Below are 16,743 nucleotides of genomic sequence, written 5' to 3'. Positions count from 1 at the left end.
ACGAATGGAAAAGCCGCTCCTTCTGGGCGGCTTTTTTCTTTGCGGAGATCACCATGGCGGATTTGCAGGCAATTCTCGACGGCATCCATGCTGAGCTTTCGCCGCGTCTCGGCGAGGGCAAGGTCGCGGACTATATTCCCGAGCTTGCCAAGGTCGATCCGAACCAGTTTGGCATGGCGATCGCGACGGTGGACGGCAATATCCACACGGTAGGTGATGCCGATATCCCCTTTTCCATCCAGAGCATTTCCAAGGTCTTCATGCTGACGCTGGCGCTCGGCAAGGTGGGCGAGAGCCTGTGGAACAGGGTCGGCCGAGAACCGTCGGGAACGGCGTTCAATTCCATCGTCCAGCTCGAGCGTGAAGAAGGGATTCCGCGTAATCCCTTCGTCAATGCAGGCGCGATCGCCGTCAGCGACGTCGTGCTGTCGGGCCACGCGCCACGCGAGGCGATCGGCGAGCTTTTGCGCTTCGTGCGCTATGTCGCCGATGACGAGTCGATCACTATCGACGACAAGGTGGCGCGCTCTGAGACGCAGACCGGCTTCCGCAACTTCGCGCTCGCCAATTTCATGCGCGCCTATGGCAATATCGACCATCCCGTTGAACATGTGCTCGGCGTCTATTTCCATCAATGTGCGGTGTCGATGAGCTGCCAGCAGCTCGCCAAGGCAGGGCTTTATCTTGCGGCTCGCGGTACCAATCCGATCACCGGCCATTCCGTCGTTTCGCCGAAGCGGGCGCGGCGTATCAATGCGCTGATGCTGACCTGTGGCCATTATGACGGCTCCGGCGACTTTGCCTATCACGTCGGCCTGCCCGGCAAGAGCGGCGTTGGCGGCGGGATTCTGGCGGTGGCGCCGGGTATCGGCTCCATCGCGGTTTGGTCGCCAGGGCTGAACAAGGTCGGCAATTCGCAACTCGGCGCGGTGGCGCTGGAAATGCTTGCCGCGCGTACCGGCTGGTCGGTCTTCGGCGATTGAGACCGTGTCTTTGACCGCGCTTTCTGCTATCAGCGTGGCAAGGCCTGAGGGATGACAAGATGAATATCGCAACGACAGTGGCGGACGATATCGAAGCAGAAGACGGCGGCGGCGCTCATCCGCTGTTCGCCGACGCACCGCGTTCGGTCTCCTTCAATAAGCTGCGCAAGCGCCTGCTGCGTCAGGTGCGCCAGGCAATGGACGATTTCCAGATGCTGAAGGGCCAGAAGCGCTGGTTGGTTGGCGTATCTGGCGGCAAGGATTCCTACGGTCTGCTGTCGATCCTGCTCGATCTCAAATGGCGCGGTCTGCTGCCGGTGGAGCTGATCGCCTGCAATCTCGATCAGGGACAACCGAATTTCCCCAAGCATGTGCTGCCGGAATATCTGACGAAGATCGGCGTCGAACACCGCATCGAATATCGCGACACCTATTCCATCGTGAAGGAAAAGGTGCCGGCGGGCGCGACCTATTGCTCGCTCTGTTCGCGTCTGCGCCGCGGCAACCTCTATCGCATCGCCCGAGAGGAGGGCTGCGACGCGCTGGTGCTCGGCCATCATCGCGAGGACATTCTCGAGACCTTCTTCATGAATTTCTTCCACGGCGGCCGATTGGCCTCGATGCCGGCGAAGCTCCTCAATGATGAGGGCGATCTGATGGTGCTGCGTCCGCTCGCCTACGCCGCCGAGGATGATCTCGCCAAGTTCGCCGCTGCCATGCAGTTTCCGATCATTCCCTGCGATCTCTGCGGCTCGCAGGACGGCCTGCAGCGCAATGCAATGAAAGACATGCTTGGTGATATCGAGCGCCGCATGCCGGGCCGCAAGGATACGATGCTGCGGGCTCTGGCGCATGTGAACCCATCGCATCTGCTCGATCCCAAGCTTTTCGATTTTGCTGGACTGATGGCGCACAAGCCTTGAGCCGCGCCTGTCGGATTTAATTGGTTTTGCCACAAGGCTGTCATCGAATCGGGCATAAGGGGAGCCATCCTCTTTCTGTAGAGATCATCGATGACCCTCTCCGATCCAGACTTCGACTATCTGATGGCAACCGTGGCCGAGGCTGCGGCGCTTGAAATCATGCCGCGCTTCCGCAATCTCGGCGCAGGCGACATTTCCGAGAAGACTTCGTCCGTCGATCTGGTGACGGAAGCCGATCTGTTGACGGAGAAGCACATCACTGCGGCGCTGAATGCGCGCTTTCCCGACGCGCTTGTGGTTGGCGAGGAAGCCTATGAGGTAGACAGATCCGTCGTACCGGCATTGTCCGATGCGGATCTTGCCTTTGTCATCGATCCTGTCGATGGTACCTTTAATTTTGCCTCCGGCCTGCCGGTCTTCGGAACGATTCTTGCCGTCGTCGCCAAGGGCGAGACCATCGCCGGGATCATCCATGATTCCGTGCTCGGCGATACCGTGACCACGGTGCGCGGTGCCGGCACCTATTTGCGGCGGCGCAACGGGCAGTCGAGTCGGCTTGCGGTTGCCCCCGCTGTTCCGTTAAGCGAGATGACCGGCCTGATCTCCTGGGGCCATATGGACGAACCGGACCGCTCCCGCATCAGCGCCAATATGGCGAAGATACGCATGGGGTTTGCGTTGAACTGCTCGGCCTACGAATATTGGATGGTTGCCTCCGGTAGGATCCATTTCATCGGCCACTCGAAACTGATGCCCTGGGATCATCTGGCCGGCGTGCTCGCCCATCAGGAAGCCGGTGGCTTTACCGCGAAGTTTGACGGCACGCCCTACCGGCCCGGCGAGACGACGGGCGGCATTATTTCGGCACCCGACGAGGAAAGCTGGCGGATCATCCGCCGCGAGATCGTTGGCGCCTGACAGGAGAGGACTGCATCATGACATCATCCGTTGATGTGACGACCCTTGCCGATCTGCTGCGCCAGGCGGCAAAGGCGGAGATCCTGCCACGCTTCCGTCGGCTCGGTAGCAATGACGTCCGCGCCAAGAGCGAGGCGACCGATCTGGTGACGGAAGCAGATGAGCAGGCCGAGCGGATGATCAAGGCCGAGGTGGCGCGGCTATGGCCCGAGGCGCTGTTCATCGGCGAGGAGTCCGTTGCCGCCGATCCGGCTCTGCTTCACAAGCTTCAGGGTGCGGATCTGGCCATCGTCGTCGACCCGGTCGACGGCACGTTCAATTTTGCAGCCGGTATTCCCGCCTTCGGCGTCATGGCCTCCGTGGTTTCCAAGGGCGAGACCGTGGCGGGCATCATCTTCGACCCGATGGGTGACGATTGGGTGTTGGCGGAAAAGGGCGGCGGGGCCTGGCTGCGTCGGCCGGATGGCGAGGCGCAGCGTCTCTCCGTGGCAACGCCGGTCGCACTGGAGGATATGGTCGGCATGGCATCGACCGGCTATCTGCCGAAGGGAAAACGTGCCGAGATCCTGGGCAATCTCGCCAAGGTGCGCTTTATCACCAACTACCGCTGCGCCGCTCATGAATACCGCACCTTTGCCGGCGGTCATGTCCATTATCTCATGTTCAACAAGCTGTTACCCTGGGATCATCTGGCCGGCGCGCTAATTTCAGAGGAAGCGGGCGCCTATATCAAGCGTTTCGACGGTTCGCCCTATCTGCCGCATCATCTTGACGGCGGCCTGCTGGCTGCGGTGGACAAGCCATCCTGGGAGCTGCTGCGGCGCGAGGTCTTCACTGTCTGAGGCATTTCTCCGGATAGACGGACGCTCGGATTTAACTTGGGACTATAGAACAGAATGCCACCCTCGAAATTCGCCAAGCTTCCTCATCTCGCCTGTTATGCTGTGATTTCTTCCTCTCAGCGTACGAAAACTGACAATGGCTATGCGGAAGCCGCCGAACGGATGGAAGAGTTGATCGCTACCATGCCTGGCTATCTCGGAGCGGAAAGTGTTCGTGGGGCCGATGGTTTCGGAATAACCGTGGCCTATTTCGACACGGAGGAGAACATTCTGGCATGGAGAAACCAGGCTGAGCATGCTGACGCGCGTAGGCGAGGTCGCGAAGAGTGGTACTCCCATTTCGAAGTGCGGATAGCAAAGGTAGAACGAGCTTATGGCTTCTCGCGATGATGTTTGCGACGGGTTCGGCTTATTGAGCGTACTTGGAAATTCGTGAGGGGAGCGTTATCTTCACACATGACAGGCAACCGTCCTTTGGCGGGGTATGCCGCTGGGATGAGGCCGATGTCCGAGACGAGCCGAAAGCTGACCACAATCTTCTGCGCCGACGTGCAAGATTATTCGCGCCTGATGCGAAACGACGAGGAAGGCACGCTCGCAACACTCAAACGGTATCGCGATGCGATGGCGCGCCTGATCGAAGCGCATGGCGGCCGGGTGATCAACACATGGGGTGATGGGGTATTTGCCGAATTCCCCAGTGTTGTCGAAGCATTGCGCGCGGCGGTTGATATCCAGAATGAACTCGCGGGCTACAATGCGAAAAGCGATCCGGATACGCAGATGCAGTTTCGCATCGGCCTCAACCTTGGCGACGTGATTGCCGAAGGCAATGATCTTTATGGGGATGGCGTTAACATAGCCGCGCGTCTTCAGGCCTGCGCCGTTGCCGGCGGCATCGTGATTTCCAATACAGTCTACGATCAGGTTCGCAACAAGGTCGCTGTCGGCTTTGATTTTCTCGGCCAGTTGGAGGTCAAGAATATCGACGGCGGCGTGGCGAGTTATGCGGTGCGGATCGGCGCGCCACAGGCTGCCAGTGCATCGCCGGGACCTCGCAGTATTCCTGAAGAGGCTCGCGCTCCAGCGCCGCCGAATACCGGACCTGTGGCAGGAGCAGCCCAGATTTACGGTCCGCTGGCTTTTGCCGCCTTTGCCGTTTTGGTGGTCAATGTATTCACCTGGCACGGTGACTTTTGGGCGGCATGGCCCTTGCTCGGCCTTGCGTTCGCCGCCGGTCTTCGGTGGGCGCGGACGAACACGCAGGTCGATCCTCAGCTTGCTACCTTCGCCGTAATCGGTGTCGGTCTTCTTGGCATCAACCTTCTGTCCTGGCACGGAACGCCCTGGGTGATATGGCCGCTGCTGGGCTTGGTCATTGTCGCCGGCCGACGCTGGTTCAGGCGATCACGCGGCGACATTTGATTGGCCGCCGCGCCCGGAATCCCTGATCAGATATGACCCATGCCGGGCTCCAGCTTAGGGCTGTCGCCAGGATGGGTGAAGAGCTTGCCTTTTTCCGCCCACAGCGTCGCAACGATCGACAGTGCACCGAAAACGGTGAAACCGGCGATCAGCGGCTGGGCGGTGCCGTCGAACATCTGACCGACAAGCCCGCCAAGAAGCACGCCGCCGGTCGTGGAGACGGAGCTGGTGATGGAGGCGGCGGTTCCCGCAAGATGTCCCATCGGCTCCAGGCTAATGGCCATGATATTGGTCGTGATGACCGCGAACATCATCAGCATCACCGAAATCAGCACATACATGAACACGAAGCTCGGCTGGCCCGCCGTGCCAACGATATAGCCGAAGACCCCGAGGAGCGTGAAGATGATCATGGCAGCGTGCGAGATGCGCCGCATGCCGAAACTGCGAACGAAATAGCCATTGGCGAACTGCGCCACCGCCGTGCCTGCCGCCGTCGCGGCAAAGGCGATCGGAAACCACTCGCCGAGGCCGTAGACTTCACCGAATACCTGCTGGACCGACACGATGTAGGCGCAGATGACGGCGGTATAGAGCGTCAGGCCGATCATGTAGCCGCAGGTGACGCGGTTGGTCAGCACCGTCTTGAAGCCAGATATGACCGAACTGACGGAAAGCGGCAGTCGCTCATCGTCTGGCAAGGTCTCCTTCATGCGCAGGAACGCGATGAGAAGCAGACCGGCGCTTGTTATGCCGAGCGCGATGAAAATCCACTGCCAGTTCGAATAGGCGACGATCATCTGACCGACTGCGGGGGCGACCATTGGCATGATCATGAAAACGATCGTGACATAGGACATGACCTGCGCCATTTCGCGGCCGCCGAAGCAGTCACGCACGATCGCCAGGGTGGAAATGCGCACGGCCGCAGCACCGACGCCCTGGGTGAAGCGCAGCACCAGAAGCATGGACAAGCTGCCGCTCCAGGCGGCGGCAAACAGTGCCACCGTATAGAAGGCGAGGCCGCCGAGCAGGATGTTCCGTCGGCCATAGGCGTCGGCCAGGCTGCCGAAGAACAGTTGGCAGATGCCGAAGCCGAGAAAATAGACAGCTATGACCATCTGCGTATCGTTTGGATTGGCGACCGCCAGCGAGTGGCCGATATTTGGCAGGGCCGGCAGCATGCTGTCGATGCCGAGCGAAATGCTCGCCGTCATCAGCGCGATGATGATGATGAATTCAACGATGCCGAGGCCGATACGCGCGGAGCCGGTTGGTTCCGCTGATTTTGCTTGGGGCGGGGTCATGTAAATATGCCTGTCAATGAAGGGCGATGGATTGATCGGCGGGCGGTGGCGCATTGTGTGGCTGGAAGAGGCGGCCCTTCTCGGCGATCAGCACGAAAACGATGCCGATCAGTGAGACGGTGAAGTAGCCGACCACCATCGGCGTCGCCGTGCCGTTAAAATACTGACCGATTCCGGCACCGATGGATGCACCGCCGACCGTGCTCATGAAGCCGAGCACGGAGGAGGCGGTGCCGGCGACATGGCCGAGAGGCTCCATGGCCAGCGAATTGAAGTTGGAGCCGATCCAGCCGAACTGGAACATCGCCAGCGCGAAAAAGACCATGAACAGCAGGAAGGGCATCGGCGCGGGGCCATAAAGCTGCACCATCAGCCAGATGAAGGTGACGAGGGAGAAGCCGAGCAGCGCCCCATGCGACAGTCGCCGCATGCCGAAGCGGCCGACGAGCTGCGAATTGATGAAGGACGACAGGGCCATGAACACCGCCACGCTGCCAAAGGCGACGGGTGTGTAGACACCCAGTCCGTAAATGCCGCTGTAGATCTGCTGCGCCGAATTGATGAAGCCGAACAGCGCGCCGAACAGGAAGGTGCTGGCGAGCGTGTAGCACAGCGCGACACGGTTCGTCAGAACCATGCCAAAACCGGCGGCGACGGATTTTACGGTCAAGGGACGGACATTTTCGGGCTTCAGCGTCTCTGGCAGGCGGAAATACATCCAGATGCTGACCAGGGTCGCCATGGTGGCGATGAACACGAAGATCATGTGCCAGGTACTCAACAGCATGATGATCTGGCCGCTTCCGGGTGCGATGACCGGAACGATCATGAAGACCATCATGATCAACGACATGACCTCGGCCATCTGGCGACCGCCGAAAATGTCGCGGACGATGGAAATCGTAATGACGCGCGTTGCCGCCGAGCCCAGGCCCTGGATGAAGCGCAGGGCAAGCAGGCCGGCAAAGGACGGAATGAGCGCGATGCCGAAAGCGGAGATGATGAAGATGATGAGGCCGATCAGCAGGGGCCGACGACGGCCGAAGCGATCTGAAAGCGGCCCGTAGAAAAGCTGCGCCGAACCGAATCCGATCAGATAGGCTGTCACCACATATTGGCGGTGGTTCTCGTTTTCAACGCCGAGGGTGGAGCCGATCTGCTGCAGGGCGGGGAGCATGATGTCGATCGCCAGCGAGTTGATCGCCATCAGAAAAGCCGCGAGCGCTATGAACTCGCGTTTGCCCATGGGCAGCTGCCCATGAGACGTGGCCTGGGATGGAGTCGTCACGGTTTTATTCCCATAAACATATCAAGGCGCTGTCCAGCGACAGCGCCTTATCAATCGAATTGGACTATGGAAACCGGACGAAAGAGCCCGGTGACCGGTCAGGCGGCGCCGCGAACGCTGATGCCGTGTTCCTGAAAATGCTGCTGAAGCTCGCCCGCCTGGAACATTTCGCGCACGATGTCACAGCCGCCGATGAACTCGCCCTTCAGGTAGAGCTGGGGGATGGTCGGCCAATTGGAATATTCCTTGATGCCCTGGCGAATTTCCGCGTCAGCCAGAACATTGACACTCTTATAGTCTACGCCGATGTAGTCGAGGATCTGGACCACCTGGCCCGAGAAACCACATTGCGGGAACTGCGGGGTGCCCTTCATGAAGAGAACGACGTCGTTGGTCTTCACTTCATTTTCGATGAATTCGTTGATGCCGCTCATATTCCAGTCCTTTCACATGCGGGGTCAAGGTCCGCAGCTCCAAATCTTTTCCTTAAATAGCAAGGAGAAGGTTTGATTTCCAGCCGCAATAACGTGCCCGAATGTTTTTCATCGCATGAATGGGTTTTCGCGCCACATTGGTCCCGAATGATGGCGTCGTGTTGGAATTATCACCTTTTTTTGAACAGTGCGTTTTGAAATTGCTTCTTCAACTCGGAAACCGAACAACACATATAACAAGAAGCAAGGGACGCTTAATATTACGCTGCTGGGTTTTTTAGAGTCGGTACCTGTTCCTTTGCGAGCATTGCATTTTAGGGAGTGGGTATCATGAGCCATCATCACTATTCTGACGGCCAAGTCGGCGAGGAGCGCGATTTTTACGGCTCCAACGAGACGAGCGAAGGCGAGCGGGAATATTATGAGCATGTCCGAACCCCCAAAGCATCGATACTGAATAGCGCCGTTACGGTCAGTGCCATCGTTCTGGTGCTCAGCATCGCCTTTGGCTATCGCGCCACGACAACGATAGCGGCGCCGCAGGTTCAACCGCAGCCCCAGGCGGTCCATAGGATTATAACCGCGCCGCCGGCCGATCCCTGCGCCGATTACTCACCCTATTCAGGCCGGGAGTGCTGACGTAGAGGCTTCCTTAACCATGCTGTGGGAGCCTCTTGCCCAGTTTTCATCGCGGTATGCCATGAAAAAGCCGGCTGGCCATGATGTTGGCGGTCTCTGATATCGATGCGATGCCGTCCGTGCGCCGGGGAACCAAGAACATTATGCGTAACGTTGAAAAGAGGGTGGTCCTTCACTTCCCCGGCTTTGAGCCATTGGATGCGTCCTTGCATCGGGCGCGTTATGAGCGTTCGGCTCGGCAGAGTGCGGCCGCATGGGATTTTTCGGTAGCCGTCGATTCGTTGCAAAACTTCGGCAGAGCGCCGTATTTCGATGTGAACGCCAAAGGTGCGGATTGGCAGACCCATAGCCGCGTCCATATCCTCGATCACAATGATCTGGTCGCAAAGCTGAATGGCAGACCGTTTTTCACGCGGCTGGTCCAAGGTTATCTCGCAGCCGGTAGGGTTGTGGCCTCCGGCGGCATGACGGGCTATTTCCGTCATGCTTGGCGCTTCGGCCTCTTTTTTATCTTTCCGTTCCTATTGATTCTGGTCGGGCTGCTTCTCAGCCTCTCCATCGCGTTTTCCCCGTTTCTCCTCGGGCTTCCGTCCTGGAGTCATATCGGCAGTATTGCGCTGGCCGTGGCCTTCTTCATCTATGTCTTCCTGCCTCAGGCCGAACGGCTGCATACGTTGCACCTCTTCGCCGACTGGGAAATGGCGGTCGCCATGGCGGGGTTGAACGGCATTGGCGCCGAGCAATGGATCGAAGCCTGCGCGATCAGTGCGCGTCAGGCGCTCGATGAACCGGCGGATGAGTATGTCATCTCCTCGCACAGCATGGGATCGAGCGTTGCCGCCCATGTGATCGGGCTGCTGCTCGAACGGGAGCCGGCGCTATTTCAGGGCAAACACGTCGTGTTCACCACGCTTGGCAGCGCCATCCTGCAATGTGCATTGATGCGGCCGGCCGCGACGCTGCGGTCAAGGGTTGGCCTGCTGGCAAGCTGTCGGGAAATCTTCTGGCTCGACATTCACTGTCTGACGGACGCAATCCATTTCTACAAAGCCAAAGTCGCCGCAGTCTGCGGACATGCTGACGCGCCGCAGGCCACCATCCAGTTCATTCGCTTCAAAAAAATGCTGTCGTCGAAGCATTATGCCAAGATCAAGCGCGATTTCCTGCGCGTACACCGGCAATATGTGCTCGGACCGGATGTCCGAGCTCCCTTCGATTTTACGCTTCTGACGGCCGGCCCGCTGCCTGCATCCAGTTTTGCTGCGTTCACACAGACAGATATGCCGGAGCTTGCTTTCGGCCCCGGCAATGACAGCGTCCGGATTTCCTCAATCGGGCGCTGAGGTCTGTAGCGCCAGGGCGTGCAGGACGCCGCCCATGTTGCCCTTCAGTGCGTCATAGACCATCTGGTGTTGCTGCACGCGGCTCTTGCCACGGAAGGCTTCGGCCACGACTTCGGCGGCATAGTGATCGCCATCCCCGGCCAGGTCGCGAATCGTCACCTTGGCACCGGGAATGCCGGCCTTGATCATGTCTTCGATATCGCCGGGATTCATTGGCATCAGTGATTTACCTCATTCTATTCGGCAGCAGCGAGCGCACTGCCATCCATGAAGGCAGGAAACCACGATTCATGCGCCTGACGCAACTGCTGAACGGAAACGGAGAGCAGCCCGTCAATGGCTAGAGCGTCACCGCCAACCGTGCCGAGACGACGGAAAGGCACGCCAGCGCTTTCGGCATTAATGCAGATGAAATCGGCAACATCGGCAGGCACAGCAATGACATAGCGCGCCTGATCCTCACCGAAGAGCAGGGCATGCGGCAGCCCCCTGCATTCGGCAAGTTCGACGCGCAGACCCTTGCCCGACGCCATGACCATTTCGGCGAGCGCAAGCACGAGACCGCCCGAGGAAATGTCGTGGCAGGCGGTGACCTGGCCGTTACGAATGGCCGAACGGATGAAATCGCCGTTGCGGCGTTCGGCGAAAAGATCGACTTCCGGAGCCGGGCCGTCCGTCGAGCCGAGGATGTCGCGCAGATAGATGGAAGAGCCGAGATGGCTGCCATCGACGCCGATCATGATGACGCGATCGCCTTCGGAGGCAGAGCCGATGCGCGCCATTGCCTTCCAGTCCGGCAACAGGCCGACACCGGCAATCGTCGGCGTCGGCAGGATCCCGACGCCGTTGGTTTCATTGTAGAGCGACACGTTGCCCGAGACGATCGGGAAGTCGAGTGCGCGGCAGGCTTCGCCGATGCCCTTGATGGCGCCGACGAGCTGGCCCATGATCTCGGGCTTTTCCGGATTGCCGAAGTTCAGGTTATCCGTCGCAGCCAGCGGTTCGGCGCCGGTCGCTGTGATATTGCGCCAGCATTCGGCAACGGCCTGCTTGCCGCCTTCGAACGGATCGGCCTCGACATAGCGCGGCGTCACGTCGGAGGAGAAGGCGAGCGCCTTGGTCGGATGACCTTCGACGCGAACAACGCCGGCGTCGCCGCCCGGAAGCTGCAGGGAGTTGCCCTGGATCAGCGTGTCATATTGTTCGTAGACCCAGCGGCGGCTGGACTGATTGGCCGAGCCGACCAGCGACAGCAGCGCTTGGCCGTAATCCCCCGGTGCCGCGACGAGATTGGCGGGCAGGGGCGCGCGCTTGTCGGATTCGCGCCAGGGACGGTCATATTCCGGCGCTTGGTCGCCGAGATCCTTGATCGGCAGATTGGCGACTTCCTCGCCCTGATGGATGACGCGGAACCGGAGGTCGTCGGTGGTCTTGCCGACGATGGCGAAATCCAGACCCCACTTGACGAAGATCGCCTTGGCGACCGCTTCCTTTTCCGGCTGCAACACCATGAGCATGCGCTCCTGGCTTTCCGACAGCATCATTTCATAGGCCGTCATCTGCTCTTCGCGCACCGGCACCTTGTCGAGGTCAAGCTCGATGCCGAGGTCGCCCTTGGCGCCCATTTCGACAGCCGAGCAGGTGAGGCCGGCGGCACCCATGTCCTGGATGGCAATGACGGCGCCGGTCTGCATCAGCTCAAGGCAGGCTTCCAGCAGGCACTTCTCAGTGAAGGGGTCGCCGACCTGAACGGTCGGGCGCTTCTCTTCGATCGATTCGTCGAATTCCGCCGATGCCATGGTCGCGCCGCCGACGCCGTCACGGCCGGTCTTGGCGCCGAGATAGACGACTGGCAGGCCGACGCCCTTGGCCTCGGACAGGAATATGGCATTGGATTTGGCAAGACCGGCCGCAAAAGCGTTGACCAGGATATTGCCGTTATAGCGCGCGTCGAATTCGACTTCGCCGCCGACTGTGGGCACGCCGAAGGAATTGCCATAGCCGCCGACGCCGGCGACGACGCCGGAAACGAGGTGGCGGGTCTTCGGATGGTCCGGCTCGCCGAAGCGCAGCGCGTTCATCGCTGCAATCGGGCGGGCACCCATGGTGAAGACGTCGCGCAGGATACCGCCGACGCCGGTCGCAGCGCCCTGATACGGCTCGATATAAGAGGGATGGTTGTGGCTCTCCATCTTGAAGACAACGCAATCGCCGTCATCGATGTCGACCACACCGGCATTTTCGCCAGGGCCCTGAATGACGCGCGGTCCCTTGGTCGGCAGGGTGCGCAGCCACTTCTTCGAGGATTTATAAGAGCAGTGCTCGTTCCACATGGCCGAGAAGATGCCGAGCTCTGTAAAGGAGGGCTCGCGGCCGATCAGATCCAGGATGCGCTGATATTCGTCCGGCTTCAGGCCGTGGGAGGCAATCAGTTCCGGGGTAATCTGGATCGTGTTCGAAAGGGTCATGGGCGCTCGAAGGTCCTTGCCTGTAAAGGGTTTGAAGGCCGGTCAGGGGATTGGGGTCTCTTTAGCGCATGTGAACCTGTCGCGCGACAGGAAAATGACCGCGATTCACAATAGGTAAATCGCGGGCCTGATCATTCGTGGCCGCTTGGCGGCGATCAGAACTTGTAGCCGACCAGAAGCCCGACGCGCGTCATGCCGCCATTGGGACCATCGCAAAGATCGGCATGGGAGGAATGGGCAATCTGCGCCATCATGTTCCAATGGCTATCGAAGTTGTATCCGAGCCCAGCATATTCATGGAATAGCAGGCGACAGCCGAGCATTGGGCCGTGCTCGGTCCAGTCATCGAGGTTGCCGGTATGAATGGTGCCGCCGAAACCAGCTTCGGTGAAGATGCCGTTGTTGTGCGTGATCGTCCAGGTCAGGCCGCCATAGAATTGCGTCGCAGAGCCGGCCGTGCCGACAGAGGTTCCGAGATGGATGCGCGGATGCGCCAATTGATCCTTCCAGTCCGCGGTCGGATTATAGCCGAACGGATTGAACAGGACCTGGACATCCGGGAAGACGCCCTTTTCATGATCGTATCCGCTTTGAATGGAAGCGCTGGAGCCGAAACGCAGCTCATCGAATATCTTGTTGTCTGCGGCAGCAGCGGTTTCAGTGGTAACGAAAATCGAGGCAGTCATAACAAAAATAGCTGCGAGACCGTTCCTCCCAAAGAGGCGGCTCAAAATAGAAACGTTAGGCATGCACTCCCCCCAATATGGCGAGCGAATCGTGTCGTATTGGGGATGGTAGCACCCGCGAACGCGAGGTAAAGCATGCCTTGTTAAGTAAGACTTAGTTTTTCGCGGTCGGAGCAAAACCGCAACAGTGCCGTCATATGTGGCTGTCGTAGCCGGCCGAGCCGTTTTCCAGAAGACGGCGCAGCGTCATGAAACCGGAGGCGACGTCGTCGCGCCGCTGCGGAGAGGAAAAGGCGACGCGAACGCGGTGATAGACCCTATCCGAGCGCCCTGCCTTGAACTCGTCCTCATCGTCGACAAGCACGCCTTCGGCGAGGGCCGCATTCTTGAATGTGCCTGAAAGCCATGGCTCTGGCAGCTTCAGCCACAGGAACGGCACATGCGGATGCGAGGTGAATTCGAAGCCGGATAGCGCCTCGCGCGCCAATTGTTCACGGGCGCGGATTTCATCGACCGCCTTGCGGCGCAGCGCCAACGCATGGCCCTCAAGGACCAATCGGGCGCAAGTTTCCGCCAGGATGAAAGGCAGGCCGCCAGTTGTCATCTTGTGGGTGACTTTGATGCGCTGGGCGAAATGCGGCGGGCAGGCAACCCAGCCGCCGCGCACGCCTGCGGTGACGGATTTTGACAGGCCGCTGACAAGAAAGGTGCGCTCCGGCGCGATGCTTGCCATCAGCGGATTCTGGTCCTCGGTCATGCCGCCATAGAGATCGTCCTCGATCAGCCAGACGCTGTGACGCCGGGCAATGGCGGCGATCGCGCGGCGTCGTGTCTCCGGCATCGTGATCAATGTTGGATTGTGCGCCGTCGGCATCAGGAAGGCCAGGCGCGGATGTTGCTGCTGGCAAAGCCGCTCGAAATCGTCGGGAATGATACCGTGTTCGTCGGAATCCACCAATATGGAGCGGCGGCCAAGGAGACGGGTGGCGCGGCTAACCTGGGTGTAGGTCAGGTTCTCAAAGACGATCTTGTCGCCGGGGGAGGTGACGGCCGAAATGACGGCGATGGCAGCGGCATGGGCGCCGAGCGTCGGCACCACCGTCTCGATCGCCGGCTGCCAGCCGTTGCGGGCAAGCCAGACCTGGCCGGCGCGGAACCAGTTCGTCGGAAAGCTCCGCGAATAGGAGGAAATCTCCGCCTGATGATCCCGGCTGATGTCTGCGAAAAGCCGACCGATAACCTCGCCCTGGCCGATATCGGGCGCTGCCGTCGTATCGAAGCGGATCTTGCCATCAGGGGTTTCCAGGCCACGGGTGCCGGCCAGCGCCTGTGTGATCGGGTCCACCGGCTCGATCTGCTTGCTGTTGATGCGGTCGAGCACGTAGGTTCCGCGGCCGACTTCACCGGCGACGAGGCCGCGTTCGTGCACGAGCGCATAGGCCCGGCTGACGGTGCCGATTGTCACCCCAATATCGTAGGCGAGATTGCGTTGCGGCGGCAGCTTCGTCCCCGGCGGCAACACGCCATGGGTAATCGCGTTTTCAATACTGTCGGCGACGCGGATGTAAACCGGTCCGTTGCCGCTGGAAATGTCAGGCAGCCAATTTGTCATGATGACAATTTCTTAGATTGCCTCGAAAATAGAGTCAATACTATGAGTCAATTGTATCGTTTGGCTCGATACATTTTCATTGTCACAATTCCGCGAGCGCAAAATGGATACAATAGATACAATCTGCCTTTCCAAAGGCACCGCACCCGTCAAGATACCGCTTGATGCTTTCAGGCCGACGCAATCAATGTCGCGCTTGGTACACCGTCTTTTGGCGTCCTTTGCGCTTTGGCTACAGAAGCGCGAAAGCCGGTGTACGTTGCGAGATCTGACGGATGATCAATTGCGCGATATCGGGCTGACGCGCAGTGAAGCGAAGACTGAAGTCAGCAAGTCGTTTTTCTGGGATTGAGCAGTCGAGTCGCGCTAACACCTAGCTAAATATGCACCCCGGCTCCTCGACCACCGGATACCCTCGACGCTTCGGAGCCTCGAGCAAGGTCGACTTGCGGCCGTTCGAGCAACCTGAAATGACGACGAAACGATCCATTGCTATGAACTGGGAAGGTGAGGGTTTGTCACACCTTCCCAAGACGGTCTTGTTGCCGGCGATGAAATCGCGGCGGGGAAACCGTTACTGGCAGCCCCTTGAGCCTGCGGCCCAGCGGTTGACATCGCCGGTGATGCGGCCGCCGGATGCGCCTGACATCATCGGACCGAAAGCCTGCAGCTGCGCCGGATTGCCTTCCGCCTGGACGACGAGAGACGGGCGGCCTGTCGGGTGCTTCTTGTCGACCACGAGGATGCGCGGGCGGCCGGTGAAGGAGTTGAGCTCAGGCGCGAGCTGATAGCCGGCAAAGGCCGGATCGGCCGTTTTGAACCAGCATGCGTTGGCGCTCAGCATGACACGTTCCATCGTCGTCAGTGCGGTACGATCAACCGTAACAGGGGTCGGTGCGCGCGTGCCGCAGGACGTGACAAGCAGGCCGAGAGCCGTGAGAGCGGCGGCGGAATAAAATCCGGTAACGAGGCGAGGGCGCATCAATCTCTCTTCCAATGGATGGGTTTGGGCTGCTCTTAGCCACTGATGTAAAGGGAACCGCCCGACGCTGTTACGAGACAAGGCGTCAGCCGGTTCGCAAGTTCCACTGTTGGTGCGGATGATCGCCTTAGGCGGCGATCACGTCGAGGGCGGAGGCGAAGAGGCCGCGACCGTCCGAGCCGCCATGAGCTGCCTCGATCAGGTTTTCCGGATGCGGCATCATGCCAAGTACATTGCCCTTGGCGCTGATGACGCCGGCGATATCGTTCATCGAGCCGTTCGGATTGGTGCCTTCGGCATAGCGGAAGACCACCTGGCCATTGCCTTCGATCGCCGCCAGCGTTTCGGCGTCGGCAAAATAATTGCCGTCATGATGGGCGACCGGGCTACGGATCACCTGGCCCTTGGCATAAGCGCGGGTAAAGTCCGTTTCGGCGTTGACGACTTCAAGCTTGATCTCGCGGCAGACGAACTTCAGCGAGGCATTGCGCATCAGCGCGCCGGGCAGCATGCCGGCTTCGACCAGAATCTGGAAGCCATTGCAGACGCCGAGAACCTTAACGCCCTTGTCGGCCTTTTCCTTGATCGCCTGCATGACTGGCATGCGGGCTGCAATTGCGCCGCAACGAAGGTAATCGCCATAGGAGAAGCCGCCGGGAATGACGATCAGATCGACATCCGGAATCTCGGTTTCCGTCTGCCAGATCGTGACAGGCGCAACGCCGGAAATCTTGGTCAGCGCTGCGATCATGTCACGGTCGCGATTGAGACCGGGAAGTTGAACGACTGCTGATTTCATGATTCTGCTCCCGAGATAGGCGAAGGATGCTGGCTTGGATGTGTTCGGCGAGCCATACTCCATTGTCTACGACAAAGAAAGAATGGCTCCCGGA

At 59.6% G+C, this 16,743-nt stretch carries 18 protein-coding genes; 9 read left to right on the top strand and 9 right to left on the bottom strand.

What is annotated here, in order from left to right:
• Positions 1-53: 53 nt before the first annotated feature.
• The 6 genes from HB780_RS16450 to HB780_RS16425 all read left to right on the top strand — a co-directional run bounded on the left by HB780_RS16450 (position 54) and on the right by HB780_RS16425 (position 5,091).
• Entirely contained in the window at positions 54-983 is a 930-nt protein-coding gene (locus HB780_RS16450) for a glutaminase (protein ID WP_183693685.1), read from the top strand.
• 59 nt (positions 984-1,042) lie between these two features.
• Positions 1,043-1,906: a tRNA 2-thiocytidine(32) synthetase TtcA gene (gene ttcA, locus HB780_RS16445; protein WP_183693683.1), complete on the top strand. Its 864-nt coding sequence runs from the start codon at positions 1,043-1,045 to the stop codon at positions 1,904-1,906.
• A 90-nt stretch (positions 1,907-1,996) separates the two neighbouring features.
• Positions 1,997-2,824 (top strand): inositol monophosphatase family protein, encoded by an 828-nt coding sequence (locus tag HB780_RS16440; protein ID WP_183693680.1) that lies wholly within the window; start codon positions 1,997-1,999, stop codon positions 2,822-2,824.
• Between the two features lie 17 nt (positions 2,825-2,841).
• On the top strand, positions 2,842-3,666 hold the full coding sequence (locus HB780_RS16435) for an inositol monophosphatase family protein (protein WP_183693677.1): 825 nt from the start codon (positions 2,842-2,844) through the stop codon (positions 3,664-3,666).
• Between the two features lie 54 nt (positions 3,667-3,720).
• Complete coding sequence (locus HB780_RS16430; protein ID WP_183693675.1) at positions 3,721-4,056, top strand: antibiotic biosynthesis monooxygenase family protein; 336 nt, start codon at positions 3,721-3,723, stop codon at positions 4,054-4,056.
• 114 nt (positions 4,057-4,170) lie between these two features.
• A complete protein-coding gene (locus HB780_RS16425; RefSeq protein ID WP_183693671.1) occupies positions 4,171-5,091 on the top strand; it encodes an adenylate/guanylate cyclase domain-containing protein in 921 nt (306 codons plus the stop codon).
• 26 nt (positions 5,092-5,117) lie between these two features.
• On the opposite strand, the gene HB780_RS16420 is transcribed toward HB780_RS16425, so the two are convergent.
• The 3 genes from HB780_RS16420 to grxD all read right to left on the bottom strand — a co-directional run bounded on the left by HB780_RS16420 (position 5,118) and on the right by grxD (position 8,120).
• On the bottom strand, positions 5,118-6,398 hold the full coding sequence (locus HB780_RS16420; RefSeq protein ID WP_183693668.1) for a multidrug effflux MFS transporter: 1,281 nt from the start codon (positions 6,396-6,398) through the stop codon (positions 5,118-5,120).
• 13 nt (positions 6,399-6,411) lie between these two features.
• Positions 6,412-7,644: a multidrug effflux MFS transporter gene (locus tag HB780_RS16415; RefSeq protein WP_183697172.1), complete on the bottom strand. Its 1,233-nt coding sequence runs from the start codon at positions 7,642-7,644 to the stop codon at positions 6,412-6,414.
• A 140-nt stretch (positions 7,645-7,784) separates the two neighbouring features.
• Positions 7,785-8,120 carry a Grx4 family monothiol glutaredoxin gene (gene grxD, locus HB780_RS16410; RefSeq protein WP_183693665.1) on the bottom strand — a complete coding sequence of 112 codons (336 nt, stop codon included), beginning with the start codon at positions 8,118-8,120 and terminating at the stop codon, positions 7,785-7,787.
• A 330-nt stretch (positions 8,121-8,450) separates the two neighbouring features.
• On the opposite strand from grxD, the gene HB780_RS16405 reads away from it, so the two are divergent.
• Both HB780_RS16405 and HB780_RS16400 read left to right on the top strand, forming a co-directional pair.
• The gene (locus tag HB780_RS16405; protein WP_183693662.1) at positions 8,451-8,759 is read left to right on the top strand and encodes a hypothetical protein; all 309 of its coding nucleotides are present in this window, start codon (positions 8,451-8,453) and stop codon (positions 8,757-8,759) included.
• A gap of 143 nt (positions 8,760-8,902) precedes the next feature.
• Positions 8,903-10,102, top strand: a complete 1,200-nt coding sequence (locus HB780_RS16400) for a hypothetical protein (protein WP_183693659.1) — start codon at positions 8,903-8,905, stop codon at positions 10,100-10,102.
• Here the strand turns inward: HB780_RS16400 and HB780_RS16395 are convergent.
• The 4 genes from HB780_RS16395 to HB780_RS16380 all read right to left on the bottom strand — a co-directional run bounded on the left by HB780_RS16395 (position 10,088) and on the right by HB780_RS16380 (position 14,868).
• Positions 10,088-10,321 (bottom strand): BolA family protein, encoded by a 234-nt coding sequence (locus tag HB780_RS16395; protein WP_004108912.1) that lies wholly within the window; start codon positions 10,319-10,321, stop codon positions 10,088-10,090. The two genes, HB780_RS16400 and HB780_RS16395, sit on opposite strands and share 15 nt — an antisense overlap.
• A 17-nt stretch (positions 10,322-10,338) precedes the next feature.
• The gene (gene purL / locus HB780_RS16390; RefSeq protein ID WP_183693656.1) at positions 10,339-12,570 is read right to left on the bottom strand and encodes a phosphoribosylformylglycinamidine synthase subunit PurL; all 2,232 of its coding nucleotides are present in this window, start codon (positions 12,568-12,570) and stop codon (positions 10,339-10,341) included.
• A 155-nt stretch (positions 12,571-12,725) separates the two neighbouring features.
• Entirely contained in the window at positions 12,726-13,256 is a 531-nt protein-coding gene (locus tag HB780_RS16385; RefSeq protein ID WP_286203122.1) for an acyloxyacyl hydrolase, read from the bottom strand.
• A gap of 193 nt (positions 13,257-13,449) precedes the next feature.
• Complete coding sequence (locus tag HB780_RS16380) at positions 13,450-14,868, bottom strand: aminotransferase-like domain-containing protein (protein WP_183693650.1); 1,419 nt, start codon at positions 14,866-14,868, stop codon at positions 13,450-13,452.
• 103 nt (positions 14,869-14,971) lie between these two features.
• Between HB780_RS16380 and HB780_RS16375 the strand changes: the two genes are divergently transcribed.
• On the top strand, positions 14,972-15,220 hold the full coding sequence (locus HB780_RS16375) for a DUF1127 domain-containing protein (protein WP_183697169.1): 249 nt from the start codon (positions 14,972-14,974) through the stop codon (positions 15,218-15,220).
• Positions 15,221-15,442: 222 nt separating this feature from the next.
• Here HB780_RS16375 and HB780_RS16370 read toward each other — a convergent pair whose 3' ends face one another.
• Together HB780_RS16370 and purQ are read right to left on the bottom strand one after the other, a co-directional pair.
• Complete coding sequence (locus tag HB780_RS16370) at positions 15,443-15,850, bottom strand: hypothetical protein (RefSeq protein WP_183693647.1); 408 nt, start codon at positions 15,848-15,850, stop codon at positions 15,443-15,445.
• Between the two features lie 127 nt (positions 15,851-15,977).
• Positions 15,978-16,649: a phosphoribosylformylglycinamidine synthase subunit PurQ gene (purQ, locus tag HB780_RS16365; protein ID WP_183693644.1), complete on the bottom strand. Its 672-nt coding sequence runs from the start codon at positions 16,647-16,649 to the stop codon at positions 15,978-15,980.
• Between the last annotated feature and the right edge of the window lie 94 nt (positions 16,650-16,743).

This window comes from Rhizobium lusitanum (genome assembly GCF_014189535.1).
Classification (GTDB): domain Bacteria; phylum Pseudomonadota; class Alphaproteobacteria; order Rhizobiales; family Rhizobiaceae; genus Rhizobium; species Rhizobium lusitanum_C.
Note: the sequence above shows the minus strand (reverse complement) of the source record. Positions and strands in the feature narration are given on the sequence as shown.

Excerpts from the sequence above, each read along its gene's own strand:
- HB780_RS16450 (WP_183693685.1), top strand. The coding sequence starts at position 54 with ATGGCGGATTTGCAGGCAATTCTCGACGGCATCCATGCTGAGCTTTCG.
- ttcA (WP_183693683.1), top strand. The coding sequence starts at position 1,043 with ATGAATATCGCAACGACAGTGGCGGACGATATCGAAGCAGAAGACGGC.
- HB780_RS16440 (WP_183693680.1), top strand. The coding sequence starts at position 1,997 with ATGACCCTCTCCGATCCAGACTTCGACTATCTGATGGCAACCGTGGCC.
- HB780_RS16435 (WP_183693677.1), top strand. The coding sequence starts at position 2,842 with ATGACATCATCCGTTGATGTGACGACCCTTGCCGATCTGCTGCGCCAG.
- HB780_RS16430 (WP_183693675.1), top strand. The coding sequence starts at position 3,721 with ATGCCACCCTCGAAATTCGCCAAGCTTCCTCATCTCGCCTGTTATGCT.
- HB780_RS16425 (WP_183693671.1), top strand. The coding sequence starts at position 4,171 with ATGTCCGAGACGAGCCGAAAGCTGACCACAATCTTCTGCGCCGACGTG.
- HB780_RS16420 (WP_183693668.1), bottom strand. The coding sequence starts at position 6,398 with ATGACCCCGCCCCAAGCAAAATCAGCGGAACCAACCGGCTCCGCGCGT.
- HB780_RS16415 (WP_183697172.1), bottom strand. The coding sequence starts at position 7,644 with ATGGGCAAACGCGAGTTCATAGCGCTCGCGGCTTTTCTGATGGCGATC.
- grxD (WP_183693665.1), bottom strand. The coding sequence starts at position 8,120 with ATGAGCGGCATCAACGAATTCATCGAAAATGAAGTGAAGACCAACGAC.
- HB780_RS16405 (WP_183693662.1), top strand. The coding sequence starts at position 8,451 with ATGAGCCATCATCACTATTCTGACGGCCAAGTCGGCGAGGAGCGCGAT.
- HB780_RS16400 (WP_183693659.1), top strand. The coding sequence starts at position 8,903 with ATGCGTAACGTTGAAAAGAGGGTGGTCCTTCACTTCCCCGGCTTTGAG.
- HB780_RS16395 (WP_004108912.1), bottom strand. The coding sequence starts at position 10,321 with ATGCCAATGAATCCCGGCGATATCGAAGACATGATCAAGGCCGGCATT.
- purL (WP_183693656.1), bottom strand. The coding sequence starts at position 12,570 with ATGACCCTTTCGAACACGATCCAGATTACCCCGGAACTGATTGCCTCC.
- HB780_RS16385 (WP_286203122.1), bottom strand. The coding sequence starts at position 13,256 with ATGACTGCCTCGATTTTCGTTACCACTGAAACCGCTGCTGCCGCAGAC.
- HB780_RS16380 (WP_183693650.1), bottom strand. The coding sequence starts at position 14,868 with ATGACAAATTGGCTGCCTGACATTTCCAGCGGCAACGGACCGGTTTAC.
- HB780_RS16375 (WP_183697169.1), top strand. The coding sequence starts at position 14,972 with ATGGATACAATAGATACAATCTGCCTTTCCAAAGGCACCGCACCCGTC.
- HB780_RS16370 (WP_183693647.1), bottom strand. The coding sequence starts at position 15,850 with ATGCGCCCTCGCCTCGTTACCGGATTTTATTCCGCCGCCGCTCTCACG.
- purQ (WP_183693644.1), bottom strand. The coding sequence starts at position 16,649 with ATGAAATCAGCAGTCGTTCAACTTCCCGGTCTCAATCGCGACCGTGAC.